The 22,563-nt window shown below is 71.3% G+C and carries 22 protein-coding genes; 14 read left to right on the forward strand and 8 right to left on the reverse strand.

What is annotated here, in order from left to right; translation table 11 throughout:
- Positions 1 to 108 precede the first annotated feature (108 nt).
- The 11 genes from FHS38_RS30995 to FHS38_RS31045 all read left to right on the forward strand — a co-directional run bounded on the left by FHS38_RS30995 (position 109) and on the right by FHS38_RS31045 (position 9,068).
- A complete protein-coding gene (locus FHS38_RS30995) occupies positions 109 to 1,029 on the forward strand; it encodes a Rossmann-like and DUF2520 domain-containing protein (RefSeq protein ID WP_184739250.1) in 921 nt (306 codons plus the stop codon).
- Positions 1,026 to 1,892, forward strand: coding sequence for a pantoate--beta-alanine ligase (gene panC, locus FHS38_RS31000; RefSeq protein WP_184739252.1), 867 nt, complete (start codon positions 1,026 to 1,028; stop codon positions 1,890 to 1,892). Before FHS38_RS30995 ends, panC begins: the two co-directional genes overlap by 4 nt.
- Positions 1,889 to 3,592, forward strand: a complete 1,704-nt coding sequence (locus FHS38_RS31005; protein ID WP_184739254.1) for an L-aspartate oxidase — start codon at positions 1,889 to 1,891, stop codon at positions 3,590 to 3,592. The genes panC and FHS38_RS31005 overlap by 4 nt, the downstream gene beginning before the upstream one ends.
- Positions 3,589 to 4,617 (forward strand): carboxylating nicotinate-nucleotide diphosphorylase, encoded by a 1,029-nt coding sequence (gene nadC, locus FHS38_RS31010; RefSeq protein WP_184739256.1) that lies wholly within the window; start codon positions 3,589 to 3,591, stop codon positions 4,615 to 4,617. Before FHS38_RS31005 ends, nadC begins: the two co-directional genes overlap by 4 nt.
- The gene (locus FHS38_RS31015) at positions 4,617 to 5,414 is read left to right on the forward strand and encodes a type III pantothenate kinase (RefSeq protein WP_184739258.1); all 798 of its coding nucleotides are present in this window, start codon (positions 4,617 to 4,619) and stop codon (positions 5,412 to 5,414) included. The genes nadC and FHS38_RS31015 overlap by 1 nt, the downstream gene beginning before the upstream one ends.
- A 141-nt stretch (positions 5,415 to 5,555) precedes the next feature.
- Positions 5,556 to 6,224 carry a hypothetical protein gene (locus FHS38_RS31020; protein ID WP_184739259.1) on the forward strand — a complete coding sequence of 223 codons (669 nt, stop codon included), beginning with the start codon at positions 5,556 to 5,558 and terminating at the stop codon, positions 6,222 to 6,224.
- 289 nt (positions 6,225 to 6,513) lie between these two features.
- The gene (locus FHS38_RS31025; protein ID WP_184739261.1) at positions 6,514 to 7,239 is read left to right on the forward strand and encodes a hypothetical protein; all 726 of its coding nucleotides are present in this window, start codon (positions 6,514 to 6,516) and stop codon (positions 7,237 to 7,239) included.
- A gap of 66 nt (positions 7,240 to 7,305) precedes the next feature.
- Positions 7,306 to 7,485, forward strand: a complete 180-nt coding sequence (locus FHS38_RS31030; protein ID WP_184739263.1) for a hypothetical protein — start codon at positions 7,306 to 7,308, stop codon at positions 7,483 to 7,485.
- Between the two features lie 140 nt (positions 7,486 to 7,625).
- Entirely contained in the window at positions 7,626 to 8,021 is a 396-nt protein-coding gene (locus FHS38_RS31035; RefSeq protein ID WP_184739265.1) for a BlaI/MecI/CopY family transcriptional regulator, read from the forward strand.
- A 9-nt stretch (positions 8,022 to 8,030) separates the two neighbouring features.
- Positions 8,031 to 8,567, forward strand: coding sequence for an amino-acid N-acetyltransferase (locus FHS38_RS31040; RefSeq protein WP_184739267.1), 537 nt, complete (start codon positions 8,031 to 8,033; stop codon positions 8,565 to 8,567).
- 162 nt (positions 8,568 to 8,729) lie between these two features.
- Positions 8,730 to 9,068 carry a histone-like nucleoid-structuring protein Lsr2 gene (locus FHS38_RS31045; RefSeq protein ID WP_130878269.1) on the forward strand — a complete coding sequence of 113 codons (339 nt, stop codon included), beginning with the start codon at positions 8,730 to 8,732 and terminating at the stop codon, positions 9,066 to 9,068.
- Here FHS38_RS31045 and FHS38_RS31050 read toward each other — a convergent pair.
- Positions 8,999 to 9,685: an SCO3374 family protein gene (locus FHS38_RS31050; RefSeq protein WP_221495550.1), complete on the reverse strand. Its 687-nt coding sequence runs from the start codon at positions 9,683 to 9,685 to the stop codon at positions 8,999 to 9,001. The two genes, FHS38_RS31045 and FHS38_RS31050, sit on opposite strands and share 70 nt — an antisense overlap.
- Positions 9,686 to 10,185: 500 nt before the next feature.
- Between FHS38_RS31050 and FHS38_RS31055 the strand changes: the two genes are divergently transcribed.
- Complete coding sequence (locus FHS38_RS31055) at positions 10,186 to 12,711, forward strand: ATP-dependent Clp protease ATP-binding subunit (RefSeq protein WP_130878268.1); 2,526 nt, start codon at positions 10,186 to 10,188, stop codon at positions 12,709 to 12,711.
- An 89-nt stretch (positions 12,712 to 12,800) separates the two neighbouring features.
- Here FHS38_RS31055 and FHS38_RS31060 read toward each other — a convergent pair whose 3' ends face one another.
- Both FHS38_RS31060 and FHS38_RS31065 read right to left on the reverse strand, forming a co-directional pair.
- Positions 12,801 to 15,821, reverse strand: coding sequence for a serine protease (locus tag FHS38_RS31060; RefSeq protein ID WP_184739269.1), 3,021 nt, complete (start codon positions 15,819 to 15,821; stop codon positions 12,801 to 12,803).
- A 5-nt stretch (positions 15,822 to 15,826) separates the two neighbouring features.
- Complete coding sequence (locus FHS38_RS31065; protein WP_184739271.1) at positions 15,827 to 16,156, reverse strand: trypco2 family protein; 330 nt, start codon at positions 16,154 to 16,156, stop codon at positions 15,827 to 15,829.
- Positions 16,157 to 16,592: 436 nt separating this feature from the next.
- Between FHS38_RS31065 and FHS38_RS31070 the strand changes: the two genes are divergently transcribed.
- Both FHS38_RS31070 and FHS38_RS31075 read left to right on the forward strand, forming a co-directional pair.
- Positions 16,593 to 17,342 (forward strand): M23 family metallopeptidase, encoded by a 750-nt coding sequence (locus tag FHS38_RS31070; RefSeq protein WP_184739273.1) that lies wholly within the window; start codon positions 16,593 to 16,595, stop codon positions 17,340 to 17,342.
- 208 nt (positions 17,343 to 17,550) lie between these two features.
- Positions 17,551 to 18,012: a VOC family protein gene (locus FHS38_RS31075; protein WP_184739275.1), complete on the forward strand. Its 462-nt coding sequence runs from the start codon at positions 17,551 to 17,553 to the stop codon at positions 18,010 to 18,012.
- A gap of 36 nt (positions 18,013 to 18,048) precedes the next feature.
- On the opposite strand, the gene cseC is transcribed toward FHS38_RS31075, so the two are convergent.
- The 5 genes from cseC to FHS38_RS31100 all read right to left on the reverse strand — a co-directional run bounded on the left by cseC (position 18,049) and on the right by FHS38_RS31100 (position 22,509).
- A complete protein-coding gene (gene cseC, locus FHS38_RS31080) occupies positions 18,049 to 19,347 on the reverse strand; it encodes a two-component system sensor histidine kinase CseC (protein ID WP_184739277.1) in 1,299 nt (432 codons plus the stop codon).
- A gap of 114 nt (positions 19,348 to 19,461) precedes the next feature.
- Entirely contained in the window at positions 19,462 to 20,169 is a 708-nt protein-coding gene (gene cseB / locus FHS38_RS31085) for a two-component system response regulator CseB (protein ID WP_184739279.1), read from the reverse strand.
- A gap of 7 nt (positions 20,170 to 20,176) precedes the next feature.
- Complete coding sequence (locus tag FHS38_RS31090; RefSeq protein ID WP_308433611.1) at positions 20,177 to 20,836, reverse strand: hypothetical protein; 660 nt, start codon at positions 20,834 to 20,836, stop codon at positions 20,177 to 20,179.
- Entirely contained in the window at positions 20,824 to 21,372 is a 549-nt protein-coding gene (locus FHS38_RS31095) for a SigE family RNA polymerase sigma factor (protein WP_130878261.1), read from the reverse strand. The genes FHS38_RS31090 and FHS38_RS31095 overlap by 13 nt, the downstream gene beginning before the upstream one ends.
- Positions 21,373 to 21,615: 243 nt before the next feature.
- On the reverse strand, positions 21,616 to 22,509 hold the full coding sequence (locus FHS38_RS31100; RefSeq protein ID WP_184739280.1) for an iron-sulfur binding domain-containing protein: 894 nt from the start codon (positions 22,507 to 22,509) through the stop codon (positions 21,616 to 21,618).
- Between the last annotated feature and the right edge of the window lie 54 nt (positions 22,510 to 22,563).

Raw genomic sequence — 22,563 nt, forward strand, 5'->3', positions numbered from 1 at the left:
TTGTCCACAGGCCCCGCGACGCCCAGAAGACGTCCGCGCGCTCTCGCGTAGCATGACGAAGGAATCGTCCGGTACCCCCCGCGGACTGGAACGGAAGGCCACCGCCGCGTGAACGCACACCACTCCTCGGAGCACCCGAGCCCGCAGGACCGCCCCGCCCGGCTCACCGTCGGCGTCGTCGGCGCGGGCCGTGTCGGCCCCGCTCTCGCCGCCGCGCTCCGCCTCGCCGGGCACCGCCCGGTCGCCGTCTCCGGAGTCTCCGACGCCTCCGTGCGCCGGGCCGCCGCCCTGCTGCCCGACGTGCCGCTGGTGCCGCCCGCCGAAGTCCTCGCGCGCGCGGAGCTGGTGCTGCTCACCGTGCCGGACGACGCGCTCCCCAGCCTGGTCTCCGGCCTCGCCGAGACCGGGGCCGTCCGCCCCGGCCAGCTGATCGTGCACACCTCCGGCCGGCACGGCGTCGCCGTCCTCGACCCGGCCCGGCGGGCCGGTGCCCTGCCGCTCGCCCTGCACCCCGCCATGACCTTCACCGGCACCCCGGTCGACGTCGAGCGCCTCGCCGGCTGCTCCTTCGGCGTCACCGCGCCCGCGGAGCTGCGGCTGGCCGCCGAAGCGCTGGTCATCGAGATGGGCGGCGAGCCCGAATGGATCGAGGAGGCCGCCCGCCCGCTCTATCACGCGGCCCTCGCGATCGGCGCGAACCACCTCGTCACGCTCGTGGCCCAGTCCATGGAGCTGCTGGGCACCGCCGGGGTCGCCGCCCCCGCCCGGATGCTCGGCCCGCTGCTCGGCGCCGCCCTCGACAACGCCCTGCGCAGCGGCGACGCCGCGCTCACCGGCCCGGTGGCGCGCGGCGACGCGGGCACCGTCGCCGCCCACGTGGCCGAATTGCGCGCGCACGCGCCGCAGGCCGTCGCCGGATACCTGGCCATGGCCCGTACGACCGCGGACCGTGCCCTCGCGCACGGCCTGCTCAAGCCGGAACTGGCGGAGGACCTGCTCGGCGTCCTCGCGGACGGAGGCAAGCAGTGACCACCCGAATCCCGCGCACCGCCGAGGAGCTGCACGCCCTCCCGCGCGAGGGCCGCCGCGCCGTCGTCATGACGATGGGCGCCCTGCACGAAGGCCACGCCACCCTGGTCCGTTCCGCCCGCGAGCTGGTGGGCCCGGCGGGGCAGGTCGTCGTCACGGTCTTCGTCAATCCGCTCCAGTTCGGCGCCGGCGAGGACCTCGACCGCTACCCGCGCACCCTGGACGCCGACGTCGAGCTCGCCGGGCGGGCCGGCGCCGACGCCGTCTTCGCCCCCGCCGTCGAAGAGGTCTACCCCGGCGGCGAGCCCCAGGTGCGGATCACCGCCGGACCCATGGGCGAGCGCCTCGAAGGCGCCTCGCGCCCCGGGCACTTCGACGGCATGCTCACGGTCGTCGCCAAGCTCCTGCATCTGACCGGGCCGGACGTCGCGCTCTTCGGGCAGAAGGACGCCCAGCAGCTCGCGCTGATCCGCCGCATGGTGCGCGACCTCAACTTCCCCGTCGAGATCGTCGGCGTGCCCACGGTCCGCGAGGGCGACAACCTCGCGCTGTCGAGCCGCAACCGCTATCTCTCCGAGGGCGACCGCGCCACGGCACTGGAGATCTCCCGCGCCCTGCTCACGGGCGCCGCGGCCGCCGGAGTCGGCCCGGCGGCCGTCCGCGACGCCGCCCGGGCGGTCCTCGACCAGGCCGCGCGCGCGGAGCCGCCGCTGCTCCTCGACTACCTCGCCCTCGTCGACCCCTCGGACTTCACCGAGCTGGCCGACGACCACACGGGCGAGGCCGTCCTCGTCGTCGCCGCCCGCGTCGGCACCACCCGCCTGATCGACAACATCCCCCTGTACCTCGGAGCGCAGCGATGACCGGCATACGACTCCACGCGCCCCGCCCCGGCTGGGCGGTCGACGCCGACGTCGTCGTCATCGGCTCCGGTGTCGCAGGGCTCACCGTCGCGCTGCGCTGCGCCGCCGCCGGCGCGAAGGTCACCGTCGTCACCAAGGCCCGCCTCGACGACGGCTCCACCCGCTGGGCGCAGGGCGGCATCGCGGCCGCCCTCGGCGAGGGCGACACCCCCGAGCAGCACCTCGACGACACGCTCGTCGCCGGCGCCGGGCTCTGCTCCGAGGAGGCCGTCCGGACGCTGGTCACCGAAGGCCCCGACGCCGTGCGCCGCCTCATCGCCACCGGCGCCACCTTCGACACCGACGCCGACACCGGCGAGATCCTGCTGACCCGCGAGGGCGGCCACCACCGCCGCCGCATCGCCCACGCGGGGGGTGACGCGACCGGTGCCGAGATCTCCCGGGCACTCGTCCAGGCCGTCCGGGACGCCGGGATAGAGACCGTCGAGAACGCCCTCGTCCTCGACCTCCTCAAGGACCCCGAGGGCCGGGCGGCGGGCGTCTCGCTGCACGTCATGGGCGAGGGCCGGCACGACGGCGTCGGCGCGGTCCGGGCCAAGGCCGTGGTGCTCGCCACCGGCGGCATGGGCCAGGTGTTCTCCGCGACCACCAACCCCGCCGTCTCCACCGGCGACGGCGTCGCGCTCGCCCTGCGCGCCGGAGCCGAGGTCTCCGACCTCGAGTTCGTCCAGTTCCACCCCACCGTGCTCTGGCTCGGCCCCGACGCCGAGGGCCAGCAGCCCCTGGTCTCCGAGGCCGTGCGCGGCGAGGGCGCCCACCTGGTGGACGCGGACGGCCACCGCTTCATGGTCGGCGCCCACGAGCTGGCCGAGCTGGCCCCCCGCGACATCGTCGCCAAGGGCATCATGCGCCGGATGCAGGAGACGGGCACCGAGCACATGTACCTCGACGGCCGGCACTTCGGCGCCGAGATGTGGGCGAGCCGCTTCCCCACCATCCTCGCCGCCTGCCGCGCCCACGGCATCGACCCGGTGACCGAGCCGATCCCGGTCGCCCCCGCCGCGCACTACGCCTCCGGCGGCGTCCGCACCGACCTGCACGGCCGCAGCACCATCGACGGCCTCTACGCCTGCGGCGAGGTCGCCTGCACGGGCGTGCACGGCGCGAACCGGCTGGCGTCCAACTCCCTGCTGGAAGGCCTGGTCTTCGCGGAGCGCATCGCCGCGGACATCGCCGCGACGGCACCGGGCGCCCTGCCCCACTGGGACGCACGCACGGCGGCGGCCGAGAGCCCGGCGACGTTCCTCGTGGCCCCGTCCGCGCGCCTGGAGATCCAGCGCATCATGACGGCGGGCGCCGGAGTCCTCCGTTCCGCCGACAGCCTGAAGCAGGCGGCCGCCCGGCTGGAGCGGATCGACACCGAGGTGAGTGCGCAGGACGAGCCCGGCACCGAGGCCTGGGAGACCACCAACCTGCTCCTCGTCGCCCGCGTCCTGGTCGCCGCCGCCCTGCGCCGCGAGGAGACCCGCGGCTGCCACTGGCGCGAGGACCGTCCCGACCGTGACGACAGCGGCTGGGGCCGCCACCTCCTCGTGACGCTGCGCCCGGACCGTACCCTGGCGGTCTCCACGACGGAAACGGCCGCCTTCCCGCCCGTCAGCCCGCTTGTCACGCCCGCTGCCCCAAGGAGAACCCCGTGAGCACCCCCGACACCCCCCGTGACATCGCCCTGCACCAGATCGGCCGGCCCGGCGAGGAATCCGCCGCGGCCACCGGCGGCTGCGGGGACGCCTGCGGCTGCGGCGGCGAGGAGTACGACGGCGACCCCATGGAGTGCGGCCTCGACCCCCAGCTCGCGCAGCTGCTCGCCGACGCGGGCCTGAACCCGCTGCAGATCGAGGACATCGCCCACCTGGCCATCGAGGAGGACCTCGACGGCGGCAAGGACGTCACGACCTTCGCGACCGTTCCCGCGGAGGCCGTCGCCACCGGCGACTTCACCGCCCGCGAGCCCGGCACGGTCGCCGGACTGCGCATCGCCGAGGCGATCCTCTCCGTGGTCTGCACCGAGGAGTTCGAGGTCGAGCGGCACGTCGAGGACGGCGACCGGGTGACGGCGGGCCAGAAGCTGCTGAGCGTGCGGACCCGCACCCGCGACCTGCTCACCGGCGAGCGCAGCGCGCTCAACCTCATGTGCCGGCTGTCCGGCATCGCCACCGCGACCCGCGCGTGGGCCGACGCCCTGGAGGGCACCGGCGCCGCCGTCCGCGACACCCGCAAGACCACCGTCGGCCTGCGCGCCCTGGAGAAGTACGCGGTGCGCTGCGGCGGCGGCGTCAACCACCGCATGTCGCTGTCGGACGCGGCCCTCGTCAAGGACAACCACGTCGTCGCAGCCGGTGGCGTCGCCGAGGCGTTCCGGGCCGTACGGGCCGAGTTCCCCGACGTGCCCATCGAGATCGAGGTGGACCGGCTCGACCAGATCCCGCCGGTCCTCGCCGAGGGCGCGGACCTGATCCTGCTCGACAACTTCACCCCCGAGCAGACCCGCGAGGCCGTCGAACTCGTCGCCGGCCGGGCGAAGCTGGAGTCCTCCGGCCGCCTCACGCTCGACAACGCCCGCGCGTACGCCGACACCGGCGTCGACTACCTCGCGGTCGGCGCGCTCACCCACTCCTCGCCGATCCTCGACATCGGCCTGGACCTCCGGGAAGAAGCCGTCTGATGCTGCTCACCATCGACGCGGGCAACTCCCACACCGTCCTCGGCCTGTTCGACGGCGAGGACATCGTCGAGCACTGGCGCATCTCCACCGACGCCCGGCGCACCGCGGACGAACTGGCCGTGCTGCTCCAGGGCTTGATGGGCATGCACCCGCTGCTCGGCGAGGAGCTCGGCGACGGGATCGAGGGCATCGCCATCTGTTCCACGGTCCCCTCCGTCCTGCACGAGCTGCGCGAGGTGACCCGCCGCTACTACGGCGACGTGCCCGCCATCCTGGTCGAGCCGGGCGTGAAGACCGGTGTGCCGGTCCTGATGGACCACCCCAAGGAGGTCGGCGCGGACCGCATCGTCAACGCGGTCGCCGCCGTCGAGCTGTACGGCGGCCCCTGCGTCGTCGTCGACTTCGGCACGGCCACCACGTTCGACGCGGTCAGCGCGCGCGGCGAGTACGTGGGCGGGGTGATCGCCCCGGGCATCGAGATCTCCGTCGAGGCGCTGGGCGTCAAGGGCGCCCAGCTCCGCAAGATCGAGCTGGCCCGGCCGCGCAACGTCATCGGCAAGAACACCGTCGAGGCCATGCAGTCCGGCATCCTCTACGGCTTCGCCGGCCAGGTCGACGGCGTCGTCAACCGCATGGCGCGCGAGCTGGCCGACGACCCGGACGACGTCACCGTCATCGCCACCGGCGGGCTGGCGCCCCTGGTGCTCGGCGAGGCGTCGGTCATCGACGAACACGAGCCGTGGCTCACGCTCATCGGCCTGCGGCTGGTCTACGAGCGCAACGTCTCGCGCGCGTAGGCCCAACGGGCGCCATCTGGCCTCCTGGAGCCCCGACCGCCGGGTAAGTTGCACACCACACGATCCGAGGCAACCAACCGGTCGCTCCAACTGTCCTGACAGGCACGGAACATGATCGTGCGACAGGGATGGGCGAGGCGTATGGGCTCGAAACGGACACTGCGGCGGACGGTGGCGGCCGCCGCGGTGCTGGCGGCCGGCCTGGGGCTGGCCGCTGCCCGGGCCCAGGCCGAGGAGGCGACGCGCCTCGTCGACTACCAGGCCATCGCCCAGCCCGTCGCGGGCCGGGTCGGCCAGACCGTCGAGGTCGAACTCGGCGTGCGCAACGGCGGCCCGGCCGCCCGGGAGACCGGCGGGCGGGCCGGGCGCGACCCGGGGGCGTACGAGGTGACGGCCCCGGAAGGCACCACCATCACCGCGCTGGCCATGCCGGCCGGTGGCGGGCATCCCTGCACGGTGAAGGCCGGGCCCGCGGGCGGCCCCAGCTACGTCTGCGCGATAGGCGACGACTTCCCGGCGGGGGACCGCGAGACGCTGCGCTTCCACGTCCGCATCGACAAGAAGGTCGAGGGCGCCGAGGGCCGGGTGGAGATCATCGACCACGACGGCAACCCGCCCCGCGACCCGGACCCGGAGAACGACTCCGCGCCCATCCGGGTCGAGGTCGTGGACCCCGACCCGGCTTCCCCGGCGTCCCCGGCGTCCACGGTCGACGCGGCCACCTCCAAGACCCTGCTCCTCGCCACCACCTCGGGCACGGCCTTCTCCGCGGGCGTCATCGCCCTGGGCGTGGCGCGCCGCCGACGCTGACCCGCCGGCCCCTTCCCGAACCGGGCTCCGCCCGGACCCGGTCGTCAAGCGCCGGACGGGCTCGAAAATCGAGCCTGCTGGGGGGGCACCTCCCAGCGGTAGCTGGGGGAGCCTGAGGACGAAGGGGGCCTGGGGGCTCGCCCAGTTCCGGGGCGGGTAGGGGAACTCCATGTCACGCGGGCGGCGCCCGGCCCACCCCGTCCCACACAGGCGGCGCCCAGCCATCCCGTGCCACGCCCGAATTATTAAGCTAAGCGAAATTTGTCCGCTTAGCACTTAAAGTCGGCCCATGCCCACGCCCTATGGAACCCGCGGCGGCATGGCGTTCAGCGCGGACGAGCTGCGCGTGCTGCGCCGTGCCCTCGCCATCGCCCTCCAGCCCCAGTCCGTACCCCGGCGTCCCGGTCCCGAGCGGGACGAGGAGGTGCGCGACTGCCTCCTCCTCATGGAAGCCGTGGACGAGACGGCCCGGGAAGGCGGCAGGCTGCGCGCCTTCCTCCTCGCCGACCTCGCCCGCTACCGCGCCGCCCTGCCGGGCGCCGCGCCCGGCTACGCGGAGCGGCTCCAGGACGCCCTCTCGGCGGGCTACCGGCCCGGCGCGGAAGACCTCGCGGCGCTCCGCGCCCTGTGCGCGGTCCCCTCCGGCGACGCCGAGACCGACCGCCGCCGCGCCCTGCTGCACCGCTGTGAGCGCCTCGCCGAGCTGTCCGTGCGGGCGCGACTGGCCGACCGTGCGGCCGCGGCGCCCGCGCAGCGGGCCCCGGAGCCCTCACACAGGCGCACCCGCCTGCTCGCCGTCGCCGGCGGCCGGGCCGCGGGGGCCGACGCGCAGGAGCCGAAGCCGAAGCCCGCGGCCAAGCCCGAGCGGAAGCCCGCGCCGGACGCGCCGCCCGGCAAACCGCCCACGGGCCCCCGCCCCGACCGCCCGGTGCCGACCCCCGGCGAGGTGTTCCCGCCGCGCCGGAAGCCCGCCGCGCCGCCCGCGTCGCTGGCCCCCGAGGCCCGGCCCGCCTGACGCGCGCGTAATCTGGATCCGTCGTTCAGCAACCGCAGAATCCGGATTCAGAAGGAGCCGACGGCCATGGACTATGTGTCCGCGCTGGTCCCGCCCGTGGTGATGGCGGTGGCTTTCACCGCGCTGATCGTGACGATCGTCAAGAGTCAGGGCGGTGCGAACAAGGGCAAGGAAGACGCTCTCATCGACGCCGCGCTCGCCCGCGCCGAAGGTGTTCGACAGGCGCCCGAGGGCACCGGCGTCTGACCGGTCGCCGAGAGGTGATCGCCGCACCCGTGAGGGGCGTGCGGCCCGAGAGGACAATTCTCGGGCCGCACGCCCTTTTTGCTGCCTTCGCGCTGCCCCGATAAACCGGCATTCAAGACATCTGCCACTATTATTCGCTTGTGGTTCGACGCCTGGGTGATCTGGAAGACGCCGTCATGACGCGCGTGTGGGACTGGAACCGACCGGTCACTGTTCGAGAAGTCCTGGAAGACCTTCGGCAGGAACGGTCCATCGCCTACACGACGGTGATGACCGTAATGGACAACCTGTATCAGAAGGGCTGGGTGCGCCGGGAAGCCGAAGGCCGCGCCTATCGATATGAGGCGGTCTCCAACCGCGCCGCCTACTCGGCCGCACTGATGAACGAAGCCTGGTCCGTCAGCGACAACCCCGCGGCCGCTCTCGTCGCCTTCTTCGGCATGATGTCGGCCGAACAACGCGATGCACTGCGGGACGCCATCCGCATCGTGCAACTGGACGGGCCCGGGGACGGTCCGACGGCCGAGGAGCGATAACGTCCGGCTGTGTCTACTCCCTCGGCCAAGGCCGCCCTATCTAAAGTCGTCACCGTCCGCCGGGCCCGGACCAGCGATGTCCCGGCCGTGCGCCGGCTCATCAACCTCTACGCCCGTGAGCGCATCCTGCTCGACAAAGCCACGGTGACGCTTTACGAGGACATCCAGGAGTTCTGGGTCGCGGAGCGGGACGAGGACGGCACGGTCATCGGCTGCGGTGCGCTCCATGTGATGTGGGAAGACCTCGCCGAGGTCCGCACTCTCGCCGTGGATCCGGCGGTCAGAGGCGGCGGCGTCGGACACTTCGTTCTGGACAAGCTCCTGCAGACGGCGCGCTGGCTGGGCGTGCGCCGCATTTTCTGCCTCACCTTCGAAGTCGACTTCTTCACGAAGCACGGCTTCGTCGAGATCGGTGAGACGCCGGTGGACGGTGATGTCTACAGCGAGCTGCTGCGTTCCTATGACGAGGGCGTTGCCGAGTTCCTCGGTCTCGAACGGGTGAAGCCGAACACCCTTGGCAACAGCCGGATGCTTCTGCATCTGTGATCGCGGTGCCTATGTCCGAATCGCGCCCCTATCACATGCCTCCGGAAGCGATGGTTCCCACGCGGAAGGCGGGCTGAACCTTCCCGGGGGGTTTGTGTTTTTTCGAGAAAGGCGGTTTGCTATTCCCTCGTAATCCCTTTTCCACTGCTGAAAGGATTCCCCGTGGCACAGAAGGTTCAGGTCCTTCTTGTTGATGACCTCGACGGTGGCGAGGCGGACGAGACCGTGACGTTCGCGCTCGACGGCAAGACCTACGAGATCGACCTCACGACTGCGAACGCGGACAAGCTCCGTGGGCTGCTGGAGCCGTTCACCAAGAGCGGTCGTCGCACGGGTGGCCGCGCCGCGGCCGGTCGCAGCAAGGTGCGTGCCGGTGCCGCCGGCGGCAGCCAGGACACCGCGAAGATCCGCGCGTGGGCCAAGGAGAACGGCTACAACGTCAACGACCGCGGCCGCGTCCCCGCCGACATCCGTGAGGCGTACGAGAAGGCCAACGGCTGATTTCCCGTCGGCTGATCCCTGCGCGCCTTTCCGGCACGCAGCAATCGGGTCCGGTGGCACTCCGTGGCCGCCGCGCTCACGAGCCGTACGAGATCGGGGGCGCCCCCATCGCCCCCGAGGCCGGTCACCGGCAGCGTCGGCTCGACCTCGCACCCCGGCTCGGGAGGCCGTACCCAAACGGCCTCCCGCGAGCCGGACGGCCCCAGCCGTCCGCAGCGCCCCCGGCCACCGCCGACGGGCGCCGGCGCGGCCATCCGGCCGCCCGGGCCCAGCGCGGTCAGCTCCAGGGCCACCCCGCCCCACTCCAGCCAGTCGAGCAGTGCCGGCAATTCGTCCGCACTGCCCGCGGCGGTCAGGAACCGCATCTTCCGGGCCTGTCTGTCGAACGCGACCGGCCCGGTGCGCGGCACCCGGCCGAGCACCGCGAAACCGGCGTCGGCGGGCACCTCGAGCACGTCGAAGCGCACCCCGGTGAGCAACTCCAGGGGCCGCCCGCCCAGCGTGGGCCAGCCCATCTGGTGCTCGTACCACCGGCGCCACTGGCACCATGGGTATGAGGCTTCCACCTGGTGCGAGGCGTCCAGGGATCCGCAGGGGCGCGGGAGGACAACGGTCATGACTGAAGCAACTGTGGAAACCCCAAGAGGTTACGCAGGGTGGATAGTTGGGCACGCTGCGTATAGGGCCGGCGGGGCGCATAAAGACTTCGCGCGGCGCGAGGGTGTTCGCCCGTAGCGGATGGGATGGGCCCGCGCGGCATGGAGTGTCAGTGCTTGCGGGTAAGACATTCCCCGTGGGGAGAGGCGATATAACGGCGCGCGGAGCGGGCCGCCGGGGTGGCGGTCGGGCTGTGTGCGGGCGTGTCGGCCCGGGCACGCGTTCGCCATCGGCGTAGTGATGGTGGGCGTATATGCCTGGCCTGCGGGAACATCGTCTCCCACCATCGGGTTGGAGGAGTTGTCGGCTGTTCGGCAGCAGGTTTCCCCGCCGACCGCGGGGTGATCCGGACGGATGTCGGCAGTTGGAATGAGCTGTCCCGTCCTGCGGGACTAGCATGCGGAAGGACAGGGAGGGGACCGACCCCTAACTGCCTGACCGCTCTGAGGAGCGATTAACGATGTTCGAGAGGTTCACCGACCGCGCGCGGCGGGTTGTCGTCCTGGCTCAGGAAGAAGCCCGGATGCTCAACCACAACTACATCGGCACCGAGCACATCCTCCTGGGCCTGATCCACGAGGGTGAGGGTGTCGCCGCTAAGGCCCTGGAGAGCCTCGGGATTTCGCTCGAGGCGGTCCGCCAGCAGGTGGAGGAGATCATCGGGCAGGGCCAGCAGGCTCCGTCCGGTCACATTCCCTTCACTCCCCGTGCCAAGAAGGTCCTGGAGCTCTCGCTCCGCGAGGCCCTTCAGCTCGGCCACAACTACATCGGTACGGAGCACATCCTGCTCGGCCTGATCCGTGAGGGCGAGGGCGTCGCGGCCCAGGTCCTGGTCAAGCTGGGCGCCGATCTGAACCGGGTGCGGCAGCAGGTCATCCAGCTGCTCTCCGGCTACCAGGGCAAGGAGGCCGCCACGGCCGGCGGCCCGGCCGAGGGCACGCCCTCGACCTCGCTCGTCCTGGACCAGTTCGGCCGCAACCTGACGCAGGCCGCTCGCGAATCCAAGCTCGACCCGGTCATCGGGCGCGAGAAGGAGATCGAGCGGGTCATGCAGGTGCTCTCCCGCCGTACGAAGAACAACCCGGTCCTCATCGGCGAGCCCGGCGTCGGCAAGACGGCGGTCGTCGAAGGCCTGGCCCAGGCCATCGTCAAGGGCGAGGTGCCCGAGACCCTCAAGGACAAGCACCTCTACACCCTCGACCTCGGTGCCCTGGTCGCCGGCTCCCGCTACCGCGGTGACTTCGAAGAGCGCCTGAAGAAGGTCCTCAAGGAGATCCGCACCCGCGGCGACATCATCCTGTTCATCGACGAGCTGCACACCCTGGTGGGTGCGGGCGCCGCCGAAGGCGCGATCGACGCCGCCAGCATCCTCAAGCCCATGCTGGCCCGAGGCGAGCTCCAGACCATCGGTGCCACCACCCTCGACGAGTACCGCAAGCACCTGGAGAAGGACGCGGCCCTCGAGCGCCGCTTCCAGCCCATCCAGGTCGCGGAGCCGTCGCTGCCGCACACCATCGAGATCCTCAAGGGCCTCCGCGACCGTTACGAGGCGCACCACCGCGTCTCCATCACGGACGAGGCCCTGGTCCAGGCCGCCCAGCTGGCCGACCGCTACATCTCGGACCGCTTCCTGCCGGACAAGGCGATCGACCTGATCGACGAGGCCGGCTCCCGAATGCGCATCCGCCGGATGACCGCGCCGCCGGACCTCCGCGAGTTCGACGAGAAGATCGCCGACGTGCGCCGGGACAAGGAGTCCGCGATCGACTCGCAGGACTTCGAGAAGGCCGCCTCCCTCCGCGACAAGGAGAAGCAGCTCCTCGCCGCCAAGGCGAAGCGCGAGAAGGAGTGGAAGGCCGGCGACATGGACGTCGTCGCCGAGGTCGACGGCGAGCTGATCGCCGAGGTCCTGGCCACGGCCACCGGCATCCCGGTCTTCAAGCTCACGGAGGAGGAGTCCTCCCGCCTGCTGCGCATGGAGGACGAGCTGCACAAGCGCGTCATCGGCCAGAAGGACGCCATCAAGGCGCTCTCCCAGGCCATCCGACGCACGCGTGCGGGCCTCAAGGACCCGAAGCGCCCCGGCGGCTCGTTCATCTTCGCGGGCCCGTCCGGTGTCGGTAAGACGGAGCTGTCCAAGACGCTCGCCGAATTCCTCTTCGGTGACGAGGACGCGCTGATCTCCCTCGACATGTCGGAGTTCAGCGAGAAGCACACCGTCTCCCGGCTCTTCGGTTCCCCGCCCGGATACGTGGGTTACGAAGAGGGCGGCCAGCTCACCGAGAAGGTGCGCCGCAAGCCGTTCTCCGTCGTCCTCTTCGACGAGGTCGAGAAGGCCCACCCGGATATCTTCAACTCGCTGCTGCAGATCCTGGAGGACGGTCGCCTGACCGATTCGCAGGGCCGCGTGGTCGACTTCAAGAACACCGTCATCATCATGACGACGAACCTCGGCACCCGGGACATCTCCAAGGGCTTCAACCTGGGCTTCGCCGCCCAGGGCGACGTCAAGACCGGGTACGAGCGGATGAAGGCCAAGGTCAACGAAGAGCTCAAGCAGCACTTCCGGCCCGAGTTCCTCAACCGTGTCGACGACACGGTGGTCTTCCACCAGCTGACCGAGGAAGACATCATCCAGATCGTCGACCTGATGGTCGCCAAGGTGGACGAGCGTCTCCGCGACCGCGACATGGGCATCGAGCTCAGCTCGGAAGCCAAGTCGCTGCTGGCGAAGAAGGGCTACGACCCGATCCTGGGCGCCCGCCCGCTGCGCCGCACGATCCAGCGCGAGATCGAGGACATCCTCTCGGAGAAGATCCTCTTCGGTGAGCTGCGCCCCGGCCACATCGTGGTCGTCGGCACCGAGGGTGAGGGTGAAGAGAAGAAGTTCACCTTCCGCGGCGAGGAGAAGGCAGCTCTGCCGGACACCCCGCCGATCGAGTCCGCCACCGGTGGTGCGGGTCCGAACCTCTCGAAGGACGCGTAAGTGGTAGCTGCCCTTGAGGCAGCGTGAACAGCAGGGCCGGCCCCGGAACCGTTCGATCGGTTCCGGGGCCGGTTTTGTTTTCGGTGCGGTCAGGGGACGATCTCCAGCCGGTCGCCGAAGTGCTCGGCGCCGAGGATTTCCAGCTTGCCGTCGAGAACGGGGCATTCCACCTCCAGCCGCAGCGTCTGCGCCTCCCGTAGGGGGGACAGGTCCAGCGACCCGTCCACCGCCAGGCTCAGAAAGGCCAGGTTGGGGAAGATCCGGGGGATTTGTTCGTTCACCGTGGGATGGTCGAGGAGAGTGAGACCGAGCTCGGTGACCTGTGGCAGTTCCTCCGCCTCCGAGACGACGGCACCCAGGCCAGTGCTGTCTATATCCAGCCGCAGCGATGGGGATACCAGCCCCGACAGCGCTGAGGTGTCCCCCAAACGGGGACAGTCGATGACGGACAGGCGTTCGACCTCCGGGTGATCTCGAAGAAGATCCAGGTCACGCAGGGCGGAGTTCCCGCTCAGCCACAGCTCACGCACCTCACGTCCTTCCAGGCCTCGACGCAGGTCGGCCGAGCTGTGGTCGCCCGCGATATGGAGTGCTGCGATCGGGCCGAGGCGATGCAGCTCGGAGAGCTCTTCCGGAAGGGAGATGCGCAACCACACGTCATCGAGCCGCATCGCGGCAAGGACTTCTGTCGCGTATCGCCCGGTGTGCTGAAGCCCCCAACTGTTGGCGACCAGGCTCCGGATTCTCTCCGAGCTGTGTTTCCCGTAGCGACTCAGCAGCGGGATGGCCGAGTCCCCCAGCGGGCACAGAAGCGTCGCAACGATGTACGCCTGACCGGCGTCCAGCCCGTCCGGCTCCGGGAGGATCGGCAGCACCTCCGGGCCCAGCGAGGCCAGAAAACCGATCTCCCTCTCCTCACGCGGCGGCCCCAGCGCCTTGAGCCCGTTCCACACCGCATCGTGCAGCTCGTCGTCCAAATACGTCGAGCCGATCGCACAGGCGGCGGCGAGCGTGCGGAGCGGCCACTCCGCCTCCGGATCGGGTGCCGCGTCCCCCGCCGCGAGCAGTCCCGAGATGACGCGCCGGGCCTCGCTCCGCCCGCAGTGCCCGATCACGAGCCGGATGACGTCCTGCCACTGCTCCTCGGCCGCATGGCCCAGTAATTCGTCCAGGCTGTCGTTGTCCCGGAACTCCTTCGCGGCGAGATAGTCCTGGAACGTGCGATGAATGAATTGAATGACGTCCGTGGAGCGCTCCTGGAGCAGCCCGCTGCGGTTCAGCAGATGCGTCAGCACCTGGTCCGCCGTCCCCTGCTCGCGCACGTGCCGCAAGCCGCCCATGGCCAGCTCCAGCTGGCGTACGGCCTGCTCGCGGGAGAGTTCCGCACGGCCGTTGCGTACGAGCCACACCGCGATGCGCTGGAGCAGCTGCTGGCCGTCGTCGATGTCGAGGGTGATGCCTTCCGGCTTGTGGATGCGTCGGTAGTCGTCGCGGCCGCCGAGCAGCATGGCCAGCGCGGCGCGGTAGAGGTCCCACCGGGTGCGGGGGAGCAGCCCGCTGCGGCGGCGGTGCAGGGCGCAGATGACGGCGCACAGCAGGGGCGTACGGGCGAGGTCGCGCAGCGTGGCGTTGCGCTGGAATTCCTGGGTGAGATCGCGCTCCAGGGAGTCGAGCCGGCCGCGTTGCCGCAGGGCGTGCGGCGCGTCGGAGAAACGCTCGCACTCCAGCCGGGCGGCCTGGTGCCAGGCGCCGACGAAGGCCTGGATGTCGGTGTCGCTCATGGGGAGCAGCAGGAGCTCCTCGAAGCCCTCCGACTCCAGCCAGGAGTTCTCGACGGCGAGCGGCCGCACGGTGACCATGCACCGGGTCCCGGGGTGGAGCCGTAACAGCTCGGCGAGCCATCTGCGGGCGGGGGCGCGGTCGGGCTGGGGAAGTTCGTCCAGGCCGTCGACGAGCAGGAGCGCGCGGCCGGATTCCAGCACGCGTCCGGCCCAGCCGCTCGGCGGTTCGTCCACCTGGAGCTGGGCGATGGTGGGCAGCCGGTCCGGCGTGGGCGTCGTGATGCCTTGTGCCGCGAGGCTGCGCATGGGGACGACGAAGGGGATCAGGCCGTTGAGCGCGCTCAGCTTCGTGGGCAGGGTGCGACAGACGGCGTGGGAGGCCAGCCACCACACCAGGGTCGTCTTCCCGGCACCCGCCTCGCCGCGCAGGACGGTGCGGGGCCTGGAGGCGAGGAGGTCCTCGACGCGTTGGGTCTCGGGGCGGGTGTGGTGCTCGCCGTGGTCGGCCGCGTGCTGGGGCGCCCGGGCCTCCAGGCTCAGATAGGCGGTGTCCAGGTCCCAGCTGTTCTCGTTGGTGCCGAGGTCGTCCAGGCCGAAGATCTCCAGGCGGCTGTAGCGGGCCTTGAGGGCCTTGGCGTACTGCTCCTCGTAGACGATGTCCTCGGGATGCGGGGAGTGGATCTGCTCCAGGGCCGGGGCGCCCGGCCAGTGGTCCAGCAGGGCGGCCGTGAAGCCCTTGTCGCTCATGGCCGAGGTCAGCGGGACCGCGTCGATGGAGGAGTGCTCCCAGCCCATCGGGTCCTCGGCGGCGATGCCGATGAGGACCTGACCGATGAGGACCGGGCCGCCCGACAGCCCCGCCCACGGGGAGCCGTCTTCCGCTGGGGACGAGGGCGGTTGGTGATCAGTGCGGAGCACGTACCGGCCGCGCAACCGGCCCGACAGGGGCACGAGCGTGCCCGGGGCCTGGACGGCCTCCAGCTCGTCGTCGCCGAAGCGCTGTACCTGGGGAAACCCCAGCGCCTGGCACCCGTGCACCGGCTCTTGAGTGACGATCTCGCCCCAGCGCAACGCGGCGAGGTCCGTTTCGCGTGCGACGGCTTGCCGGGTCCTGAGAAGGGCGGCATCACAGCCGTCGGGGCGCCCCATCCACAGGACGTCACAGCTCACCGGGTGTCTGCCGTCGAGGCCGAGGATCGCGACCTCCGCCGGGTCGGGCCCTATGACGTGGGCGCTGGTCAGTACGAGTCGCGGGGTCAGCAGCATCCCGCTGCCCTGGGAGCCGGCCAGCACCGCCACGAGCCGGTCCTCCACGGAACGTAAGCGCACGCCCGTCACCGGTCGGTGGTGCCGAAGCGGGACACCCCGGCCGGGCGGTCGTTGCCGACCTTCCAGCCCTCGCCCGTGCGCCTGTCCTTCGGGGTCAGGGTGAAGGCGACCTTGTGGGTGCGGGTCGAGCCCCGGGAGACCTCCGCCTCCGCGCTGACGACCCAGGCCTTCACGCCGCCCTTGCCCTTGGCGTCCTTGCGGATCTCGACGGTGAACTCCATCGAGATCTCGCCGACGTCGAAGCCCAGGTCCCGGCCCGAGCCCCGGGCGGCGGCCTCGGTGAGGCCGTCGCGGACCGCCTCGACCGCGTCCGCCAGCTCGATGTCGTCGTTCATCGTGATGCCCCCCGGCTGTTGGGCCGCGCGTGCCGCGGCCGCTGCCCGGGAGCGTACCGCCGGGGCGCGGACCGGCCCGCAGGAACGGGCAGGGCCGTGATCTGAGTGGTCCCAGCGCCTTCTGGTGCTATTGGTGCGTTCTGGAACCCGGAATGACGCCGGGACCTTGGTCCCAAAACCGGTATGGCCTTAAGTCCATTCGCGGTGATACGGCCCATAGGGCGTGGGTCACATACTGAGCCGGTTAGTAGAAATGGTCGTCCCCCGAAATCCTTTATTTCCGCTCGACATGCCCCCGCGCAAGGCGGAGATCGCCCTCCGCCCCGCTACGGCATTCGCTAGTAGAGGCCGCCCTTGGCTGGACGGCGAATGCGGGTTACCAAGGTATGGCGATCCCGGTCCGCAGCCGGGACCAATTCATGCCTGGAGGTTTCACATGTCGAAGCACACCACTTTCCGTAATTCCAGTAAGACCCTTCTCCGTGCCCGTACCGCCGTCGTCGTGGCTGTCGGACTCGGTGCCTCGGTCGCGCTGGGCACCGGCGCGGCGCTCGCCGCGGACACCACCTCCGCTCAGGCACAGCTTCCGGCCTTCGCCTCCGTCGCGGCCCTGGACGACGCGCTGAACGCGCAGGCCGAGACGCAGCTGAAGGTCGCGGCCAAGGAGAAGGCCAAGGCCCAGCAGGACGCCGCGAAGCGCGCCGCCGACGCCCGTAAGAAGGCGGAGGCTTCCCGTAAGCAGGCCGAGGCCGCCCGTAAGAGCATCGACGCCTGGGTCGCGCCGGTCGCGGGCTACCAGGTCGGCCAGCCGTTCGGTAAGGCCGGCAGCATGTGGGCGAACAAGCACAGCGGCCAGGACCTGGTCGTCGGCACCGGTACGTCCGTCATGGCCGTGCACGGCGGTACGGTCGTGAAGGCCGGCCCGAACGGCGGCGGCGACGGCCCGGCGTACGGCAACGCCATCGTGATCAAGCACGACAACAACACGTACTCGCAGTACGCGCACCTCTCGCAGGTGAAGGTCTCGGTCGGCCAGACCGTGACCACCGGCCAGCAGATCGGCCTGTCGGGCTCCACCGGCAATTCGTCCGGCCCCCACCTGCACTTCGAGATCCGTACGACCCCGAACTACGGCACCGCCGTCGAGCCGGTCGCCTTCCTGAAGGCCCACGGCGAGAACCTCTGATCCAGGCGGATATCTGAGAATCACATACTGCGGGGACCACGGGCCCCCGAGCCGGACACCACCGGCTCGGGGGCCCGTGCCGTGTCCGTGGATATGTCGGTCACCGAATATTTCGGTCACCGAAATCCCCGCCGGAATTCTGGGGAAGCGGACCGGCGCGGCCCGTGCCTACGGTGTTGGGGAAGGCCGTGGACCCCGGGAGCACACCATGATCAAGGGAATCGCCATCACCGCCGTCTGGGTTCTCGACCAGGACCGGGCGAAGGAGTTCTACACGGACAAGCTCGGCCTCGAGGTCCGTACCGATATGACCATGGGCGGCGACAAGGGCATGCGCTGGCTCACGGTCGGCGCCCAGGACCAGCCCGAGGTGGAGCTGACGCTGATGGTCCCCGGGCCGCCCGGGATGGACGCCGAGTCGGGGGAGGCCCTGAGGAAGCTGGTCTCCAAGGGGATCCTGGGCGCGGGGGTGCTGAGCACCGACGACGTCCAGCGCGACTACGAGACGCTCAAGGCCAAGGGCGTCGAATTCCTCCAGGAGCCGCAGGAGCGCCCGTACGGCACCGAGGCGATCCTCCGGGACGACTCGGGCAACTGGTTCTCCCTGACCCAGCCCGGCGAGCGGCTGGACCTCGACAAGGACCGGGGCGAGTGCGTGGACCCGATGTAGCGGGTCCGACGCGGAGGGTCCGGACCTGGTCCGTCCCTAGTCCGGGACCTGGATGATCGGGAAGCTGCCGGTCGCCGTCGGCGACGACTCGGGCAGCCAGAGCACGGCGACCGCACCCCCGTCGCCCTCCGCCGTCGGGTCCGCGTTGCGGAAGGTGAGGCGCGCGCCGAGGACGCGGGCCTGGCCGGCCGCGATGGTCAGGCCCAGGCCGTGGCCCTTGCCCGCGCGGTCCTTGCTGCCCGTGCGGAAGCGGCTCGGGCCCTCCCGCAGCAGTTCCTCGGGGAAGCCGGGGCCGTGGTCGCGGACCCGCAGCACGCGGCCCTCGACCGTGACCTCGAAGGGCGCCTTGCCGTGCTTGGCGGCGTTGGCCAGGAGGTTGCCGAGGATCCGCTCCAGGCGGCGCGGGTCGGTGGAGACGTAGGCGTCACGGACGACCTTGACCTTCGCGTCCGGGGCCGCGGCCCGCACCCGCCGGAGCACGAACTCGCCGAGCTCGATCTCCTGCATCTCCGCCCGCTCCGCGAAGCCGTCCAGCCGGGCGACCTCCAGGACGTCCTCGACGAGCGTGCGCATGGCCTGGGCCCGGTCCCGTACGAGCTCGGTGGGGCGGCCCGGCGGCAGCAGCTCGGCGGCCGTGAGCAGACCGGTGACGGGGGTGCGCAGCTCGTGCGCGATGTCGGCGGTGACGCGGCGCTCGGCCTCCAGCCGGTCCTGGAGGGCCTCGGCCATCCCGTCGACCGCGCGGGCGAGGTCGTCGGTCTCGTCGCGCACCCGGCCGCCGATGGCCTCGCGGACGCGCACGTCCGGGTCGCCGTCGGCGAGCTTGCGGGCGGCGGTCGCGGCCTTGCGTAGCCGCCGCGAGAGCTGGCCGCCCACGAGGACGCCCAGTGCGCAGCCGCCGAGGACGACGGAGACCGAGCCGACGATCAGCGCCTTGTCGAGGTCGTCGAGGATGTCGAAGCGGTCCTTGAACCGGGTGTGTATGGAGAGGACCTTGCCGTTGCGCAGCGGGACGGAGGCCCACACCTCGGGGGCGCCGTCACCGGAGTCCTGGAGGTAGGTGGCGCGCAGCCCGATGTCGGCGGCGTCGCGCAGCTGCTTCGGGAGCGCCGGGTCGTCCAGCTTCGCGCGGAGCATCAGCCGGCCGGTGGTCTCGTAGAAGCGCTGGGCGACCTGGACCCGCTCGTCCATCACGTCGCGGCTGTTGTCGAGCATGGAGACGCGGGCCGCGTTGTGCACGACGAGGCTCAGCGCGACGGCCACCAGGGCGCCGACGCCGGCGATGGCCAGGCTGACCTTCCAGCGCAGTCCGCTGCGGAGGGCGAGCTTCACCACGGCGCGACCGTGGCCTTGGCGGCCGCCGCCGGATCAAAATCGAACACAGCTGCGACACCGGTCGTGCCGTGCGCGATCATGCCCTTCGCCATGCGAGGGTTCACCACCTGGCGCTCAGCCTCTGAGCTTGTAGCCGAAACCACGGACCGTCTCGATCCGGTCCTGGCCGATCTTGCCCCGCAGCCGCTGCACGTGCACGTCCACCACGCGGGTGTCCCCGCCCCAGCCGTAGTCCCAGACCCGCTCCAGCAGCCGGTCCCGGGAGAGCACGGTGCCGGGCGCGGCCGAGAACTCCAGCAGCAGCCGCATCTCGGTCGGGGTCAGCGCGACGGGCAGGCCGGCCTTGCGGACCTCCATGCCCTCCGTGTCGACCTCCAGGTCGCCGAAGCGCAGCACGCCGCCCTCGATGGTGTCGGGGGCCTCGGACGCGGCGTTGCCGTTCGGCCCGCTCGCGTGGCCGAAGCGGCGCAGCACGGCCCGTATCCGGGCGACGAGCACGGCGCCGTCGAAGGGCTTGGTCACGTAGTCGTCGGCGCCGGCCTCCAGGCCGAGCACGACGTCGATGGAGTCCGCGCGGGCCGAGAGCATGATCACGGGCACGGTGGACTCGTCACGGATCCGGCGGCACAGGCTCACGCCGTCCAGGCCCGGGACCATGACGTCCAGCAACGCGATGTCCGGCTGACGCTCGCGGAATCTCTCCAGCCCCGTCAGCCCGTCCGGTACCGCGGTCACCTCGAAGCCGTCGCGCTCCAGCGCCAGCTGGGTGGCCTCGCGGATGACGTCGTCGTCCTCGACGAAGAGCACATGCGTATCGCCCACGCCGCTCTCAGCCCTCCGTTCCTTCGCTCGGGAGATCGGCCTTGCCGTCGTTCCCCGTCTTGCTGTAGTCCGTGTGCGTGCGGCCGGTCTCGCGGAACTCCTTGCCCGACCAGTGGTACGTCACGACATCTTCGCCGGACGCGCAGCACACCGCGTCACCGGGGCCGTAGACCTGCTTGGTGACCCGGAGGTCGCGGCGGTCGATCTCGGCGTAGACGGGCGGCTGCTCGGCCACGAACACGTTCTCGTACCCGTCGCCCTTGGCACGGTACACATACGAGCCGATGCCGATGCCGTCACCGCAGGTCAGGATGTTCACCACGACGTCGGAACGGGAGCTGTCGGTCAGTTTCCCGTAGGTGATGTCGACCGGGTACTGGTTCTTCACGCACGGCTTGAGGTTCTTCTTGATCTGGTCGCTGACCTTCGGATCGCCCTTGATCAGCTTGACGGCGTCGACCTTCTCCTGGGCGGGAGTGGCCGACGCCGACGGCATACGGGTGGCTTTCGCCGCGGACTGGCTCTGGGCCGGGCCCTCTTTCCGTACGCCCTGACTGCTCGCGTCGCAGCCGGCAAGCAGAAGACCGGCGACGGCGGCCATTCCCGCGACCGCGCCGCCGGTGATCAGTGCCGGCTTGATGGGAGCCGCCTTTTTCAGGCCGCGCACCGTTCCTGCCCCCGCTCGCTGCGTTCGAGGGCGTGGAAGTCCAGGTCGCGGCTCTCCAGCTCCTGGCGCAGCCGGGCCAGGGCCCGGTGCAGCGTGCTCTTGACCGTGCCGGTCGACATGCCGAGCGCCTCCGCGGTCTCCTCGGTGCTCATCTGCTCCCAGTGTCGCAGCACGACCACGCTGCGCTGCTTGGGTGCCAGGACTCCGAGGATGTCCATCAGCAGGGCGCGATCGGCGTGCTGCTCGGTGCCGTCCTCGACGCGTGCGTCGGGGAGCTGCTCCGTGGGCACCTCGTCGAGCTTCCGGGCGCGCCACCACTCCGTACGAGTGTTGATCATGACACGACGCAGATAGGCGTCGGCAAGCGACTTGTCCGCTATGCCTTCCCAGCGGCCGTAGGTGCGCACCAGGGCGGTCTGGAGGAGGTCCTGCGCGTCGATGGGGTCCGGCACGAGACGGCGGGCGCTGCGCAGGAGGGCGTCCTGACGGTTGCGCACGTACTCTTCGAAGTCCAGAACCTTGCCGCTGCTGGCCATCTCGCAGCCTCCATTCCGCTTGCGTCCCCACGTCACGCTGGTGGTCCTCCAGCACGAGTAGGACGCTACGGAGACGCTGTTGCGGCGTGATGTGCAGCAGCCCTTCGACTGGTGCACAGCTACCCATAGGTTGTGTAACAGCGGGGAGGAAAGAGCGGCTCTGTCCGTTTCGCAGGGCGAAACGAACACGCAGCGACGAAACAAAGGAGCGCCGGGCCAGGGCCGTAGGACTTCCCGGGCGGGCTACGTCAGCGGCAGCCGGTACGTCCCGTCGGCGAGCGGCTCGACCAGCCCGTCGGCGACGAGTCCGTCCAGCGCGCGGGCCCGCTGCACGGGCTCGTCCCACACCGCGTCCAGCGCCGACTGCGGCACCGGCCCGACCGCCTCGCGCAGCACCGCCAGCAGCTTGCCGCGCACCTGCCGGTCCGTACCGGCGTAGGTCTGGCCGCGCCGCGGCGGGCCGTCGTGGGCGGGCGACCCGGCGGCCTTCCAGGCGCAGCGCCCGGCGATCGGGCAGCGCGCGCAGGAAGGGGTGCGGGCGGTGCAGACCAGCGCCCCCAGCTCCATCGTCGCGGCCGCCCAGCGCGCGGCGACCGGCTCCTCCTCGGGGAGCAGCGCGCGGGCGAGCTTGCGCTCGGCGGCCGTCGTGGCGTTCGGCGGGTACTGCGCGCCGCTCACCGCCCGGGCGAAGACCCGGCGGACGTTGGTGTCGAGGACCGCGTGCCGCTGCCCGTACGCGAAGGACGCCACGGCGGCCGCCGTGTACTCGCCGACGCCCGGCAGCGCCAGCAGCTTGGCGTGGTCGCGCGGCACGTCGCCGCCGTGCCGCTCCGTGATGGCCGCCGCCGCGCCGTGCAGCCGCAGCGCGCGCCGTGGATAGCCGAGCCGGCCCCAGGCGCGCACCGCCTCACCGGGCGGCTCGGCGGCCAGGTCGGCGGGGCGCGGCCAGCGGGCGAGCCACTGCTCGTAGACCGGCAGGACCCGGCTGACAGGCGTCTGCTGGAGCATGAACTCGCTGACCATCACCCCCCACGGTCCGGCCTCGGGGCGGCGCCACGGCAGATCGCGGGCGTGCTCGTCGAACCAGTCGATGACGGGGGCGTGCAGGACGGTGGGCGTCTGGGGCATGGCAGTCATGGCGTCACCGATCCTGGCACGGGCGCGTACGACGGGGAAACGCGCCGGGCCCCG

It is taken from the genome of Streptomyces netropsis, from assembly GCF_014203545.1.
Lineage (GTDB): Bacteria > Actinomycetota > Actinomycetes > Streptomycetales > Streptomycetaceae > Streptomyces > Streptomyces netropsis.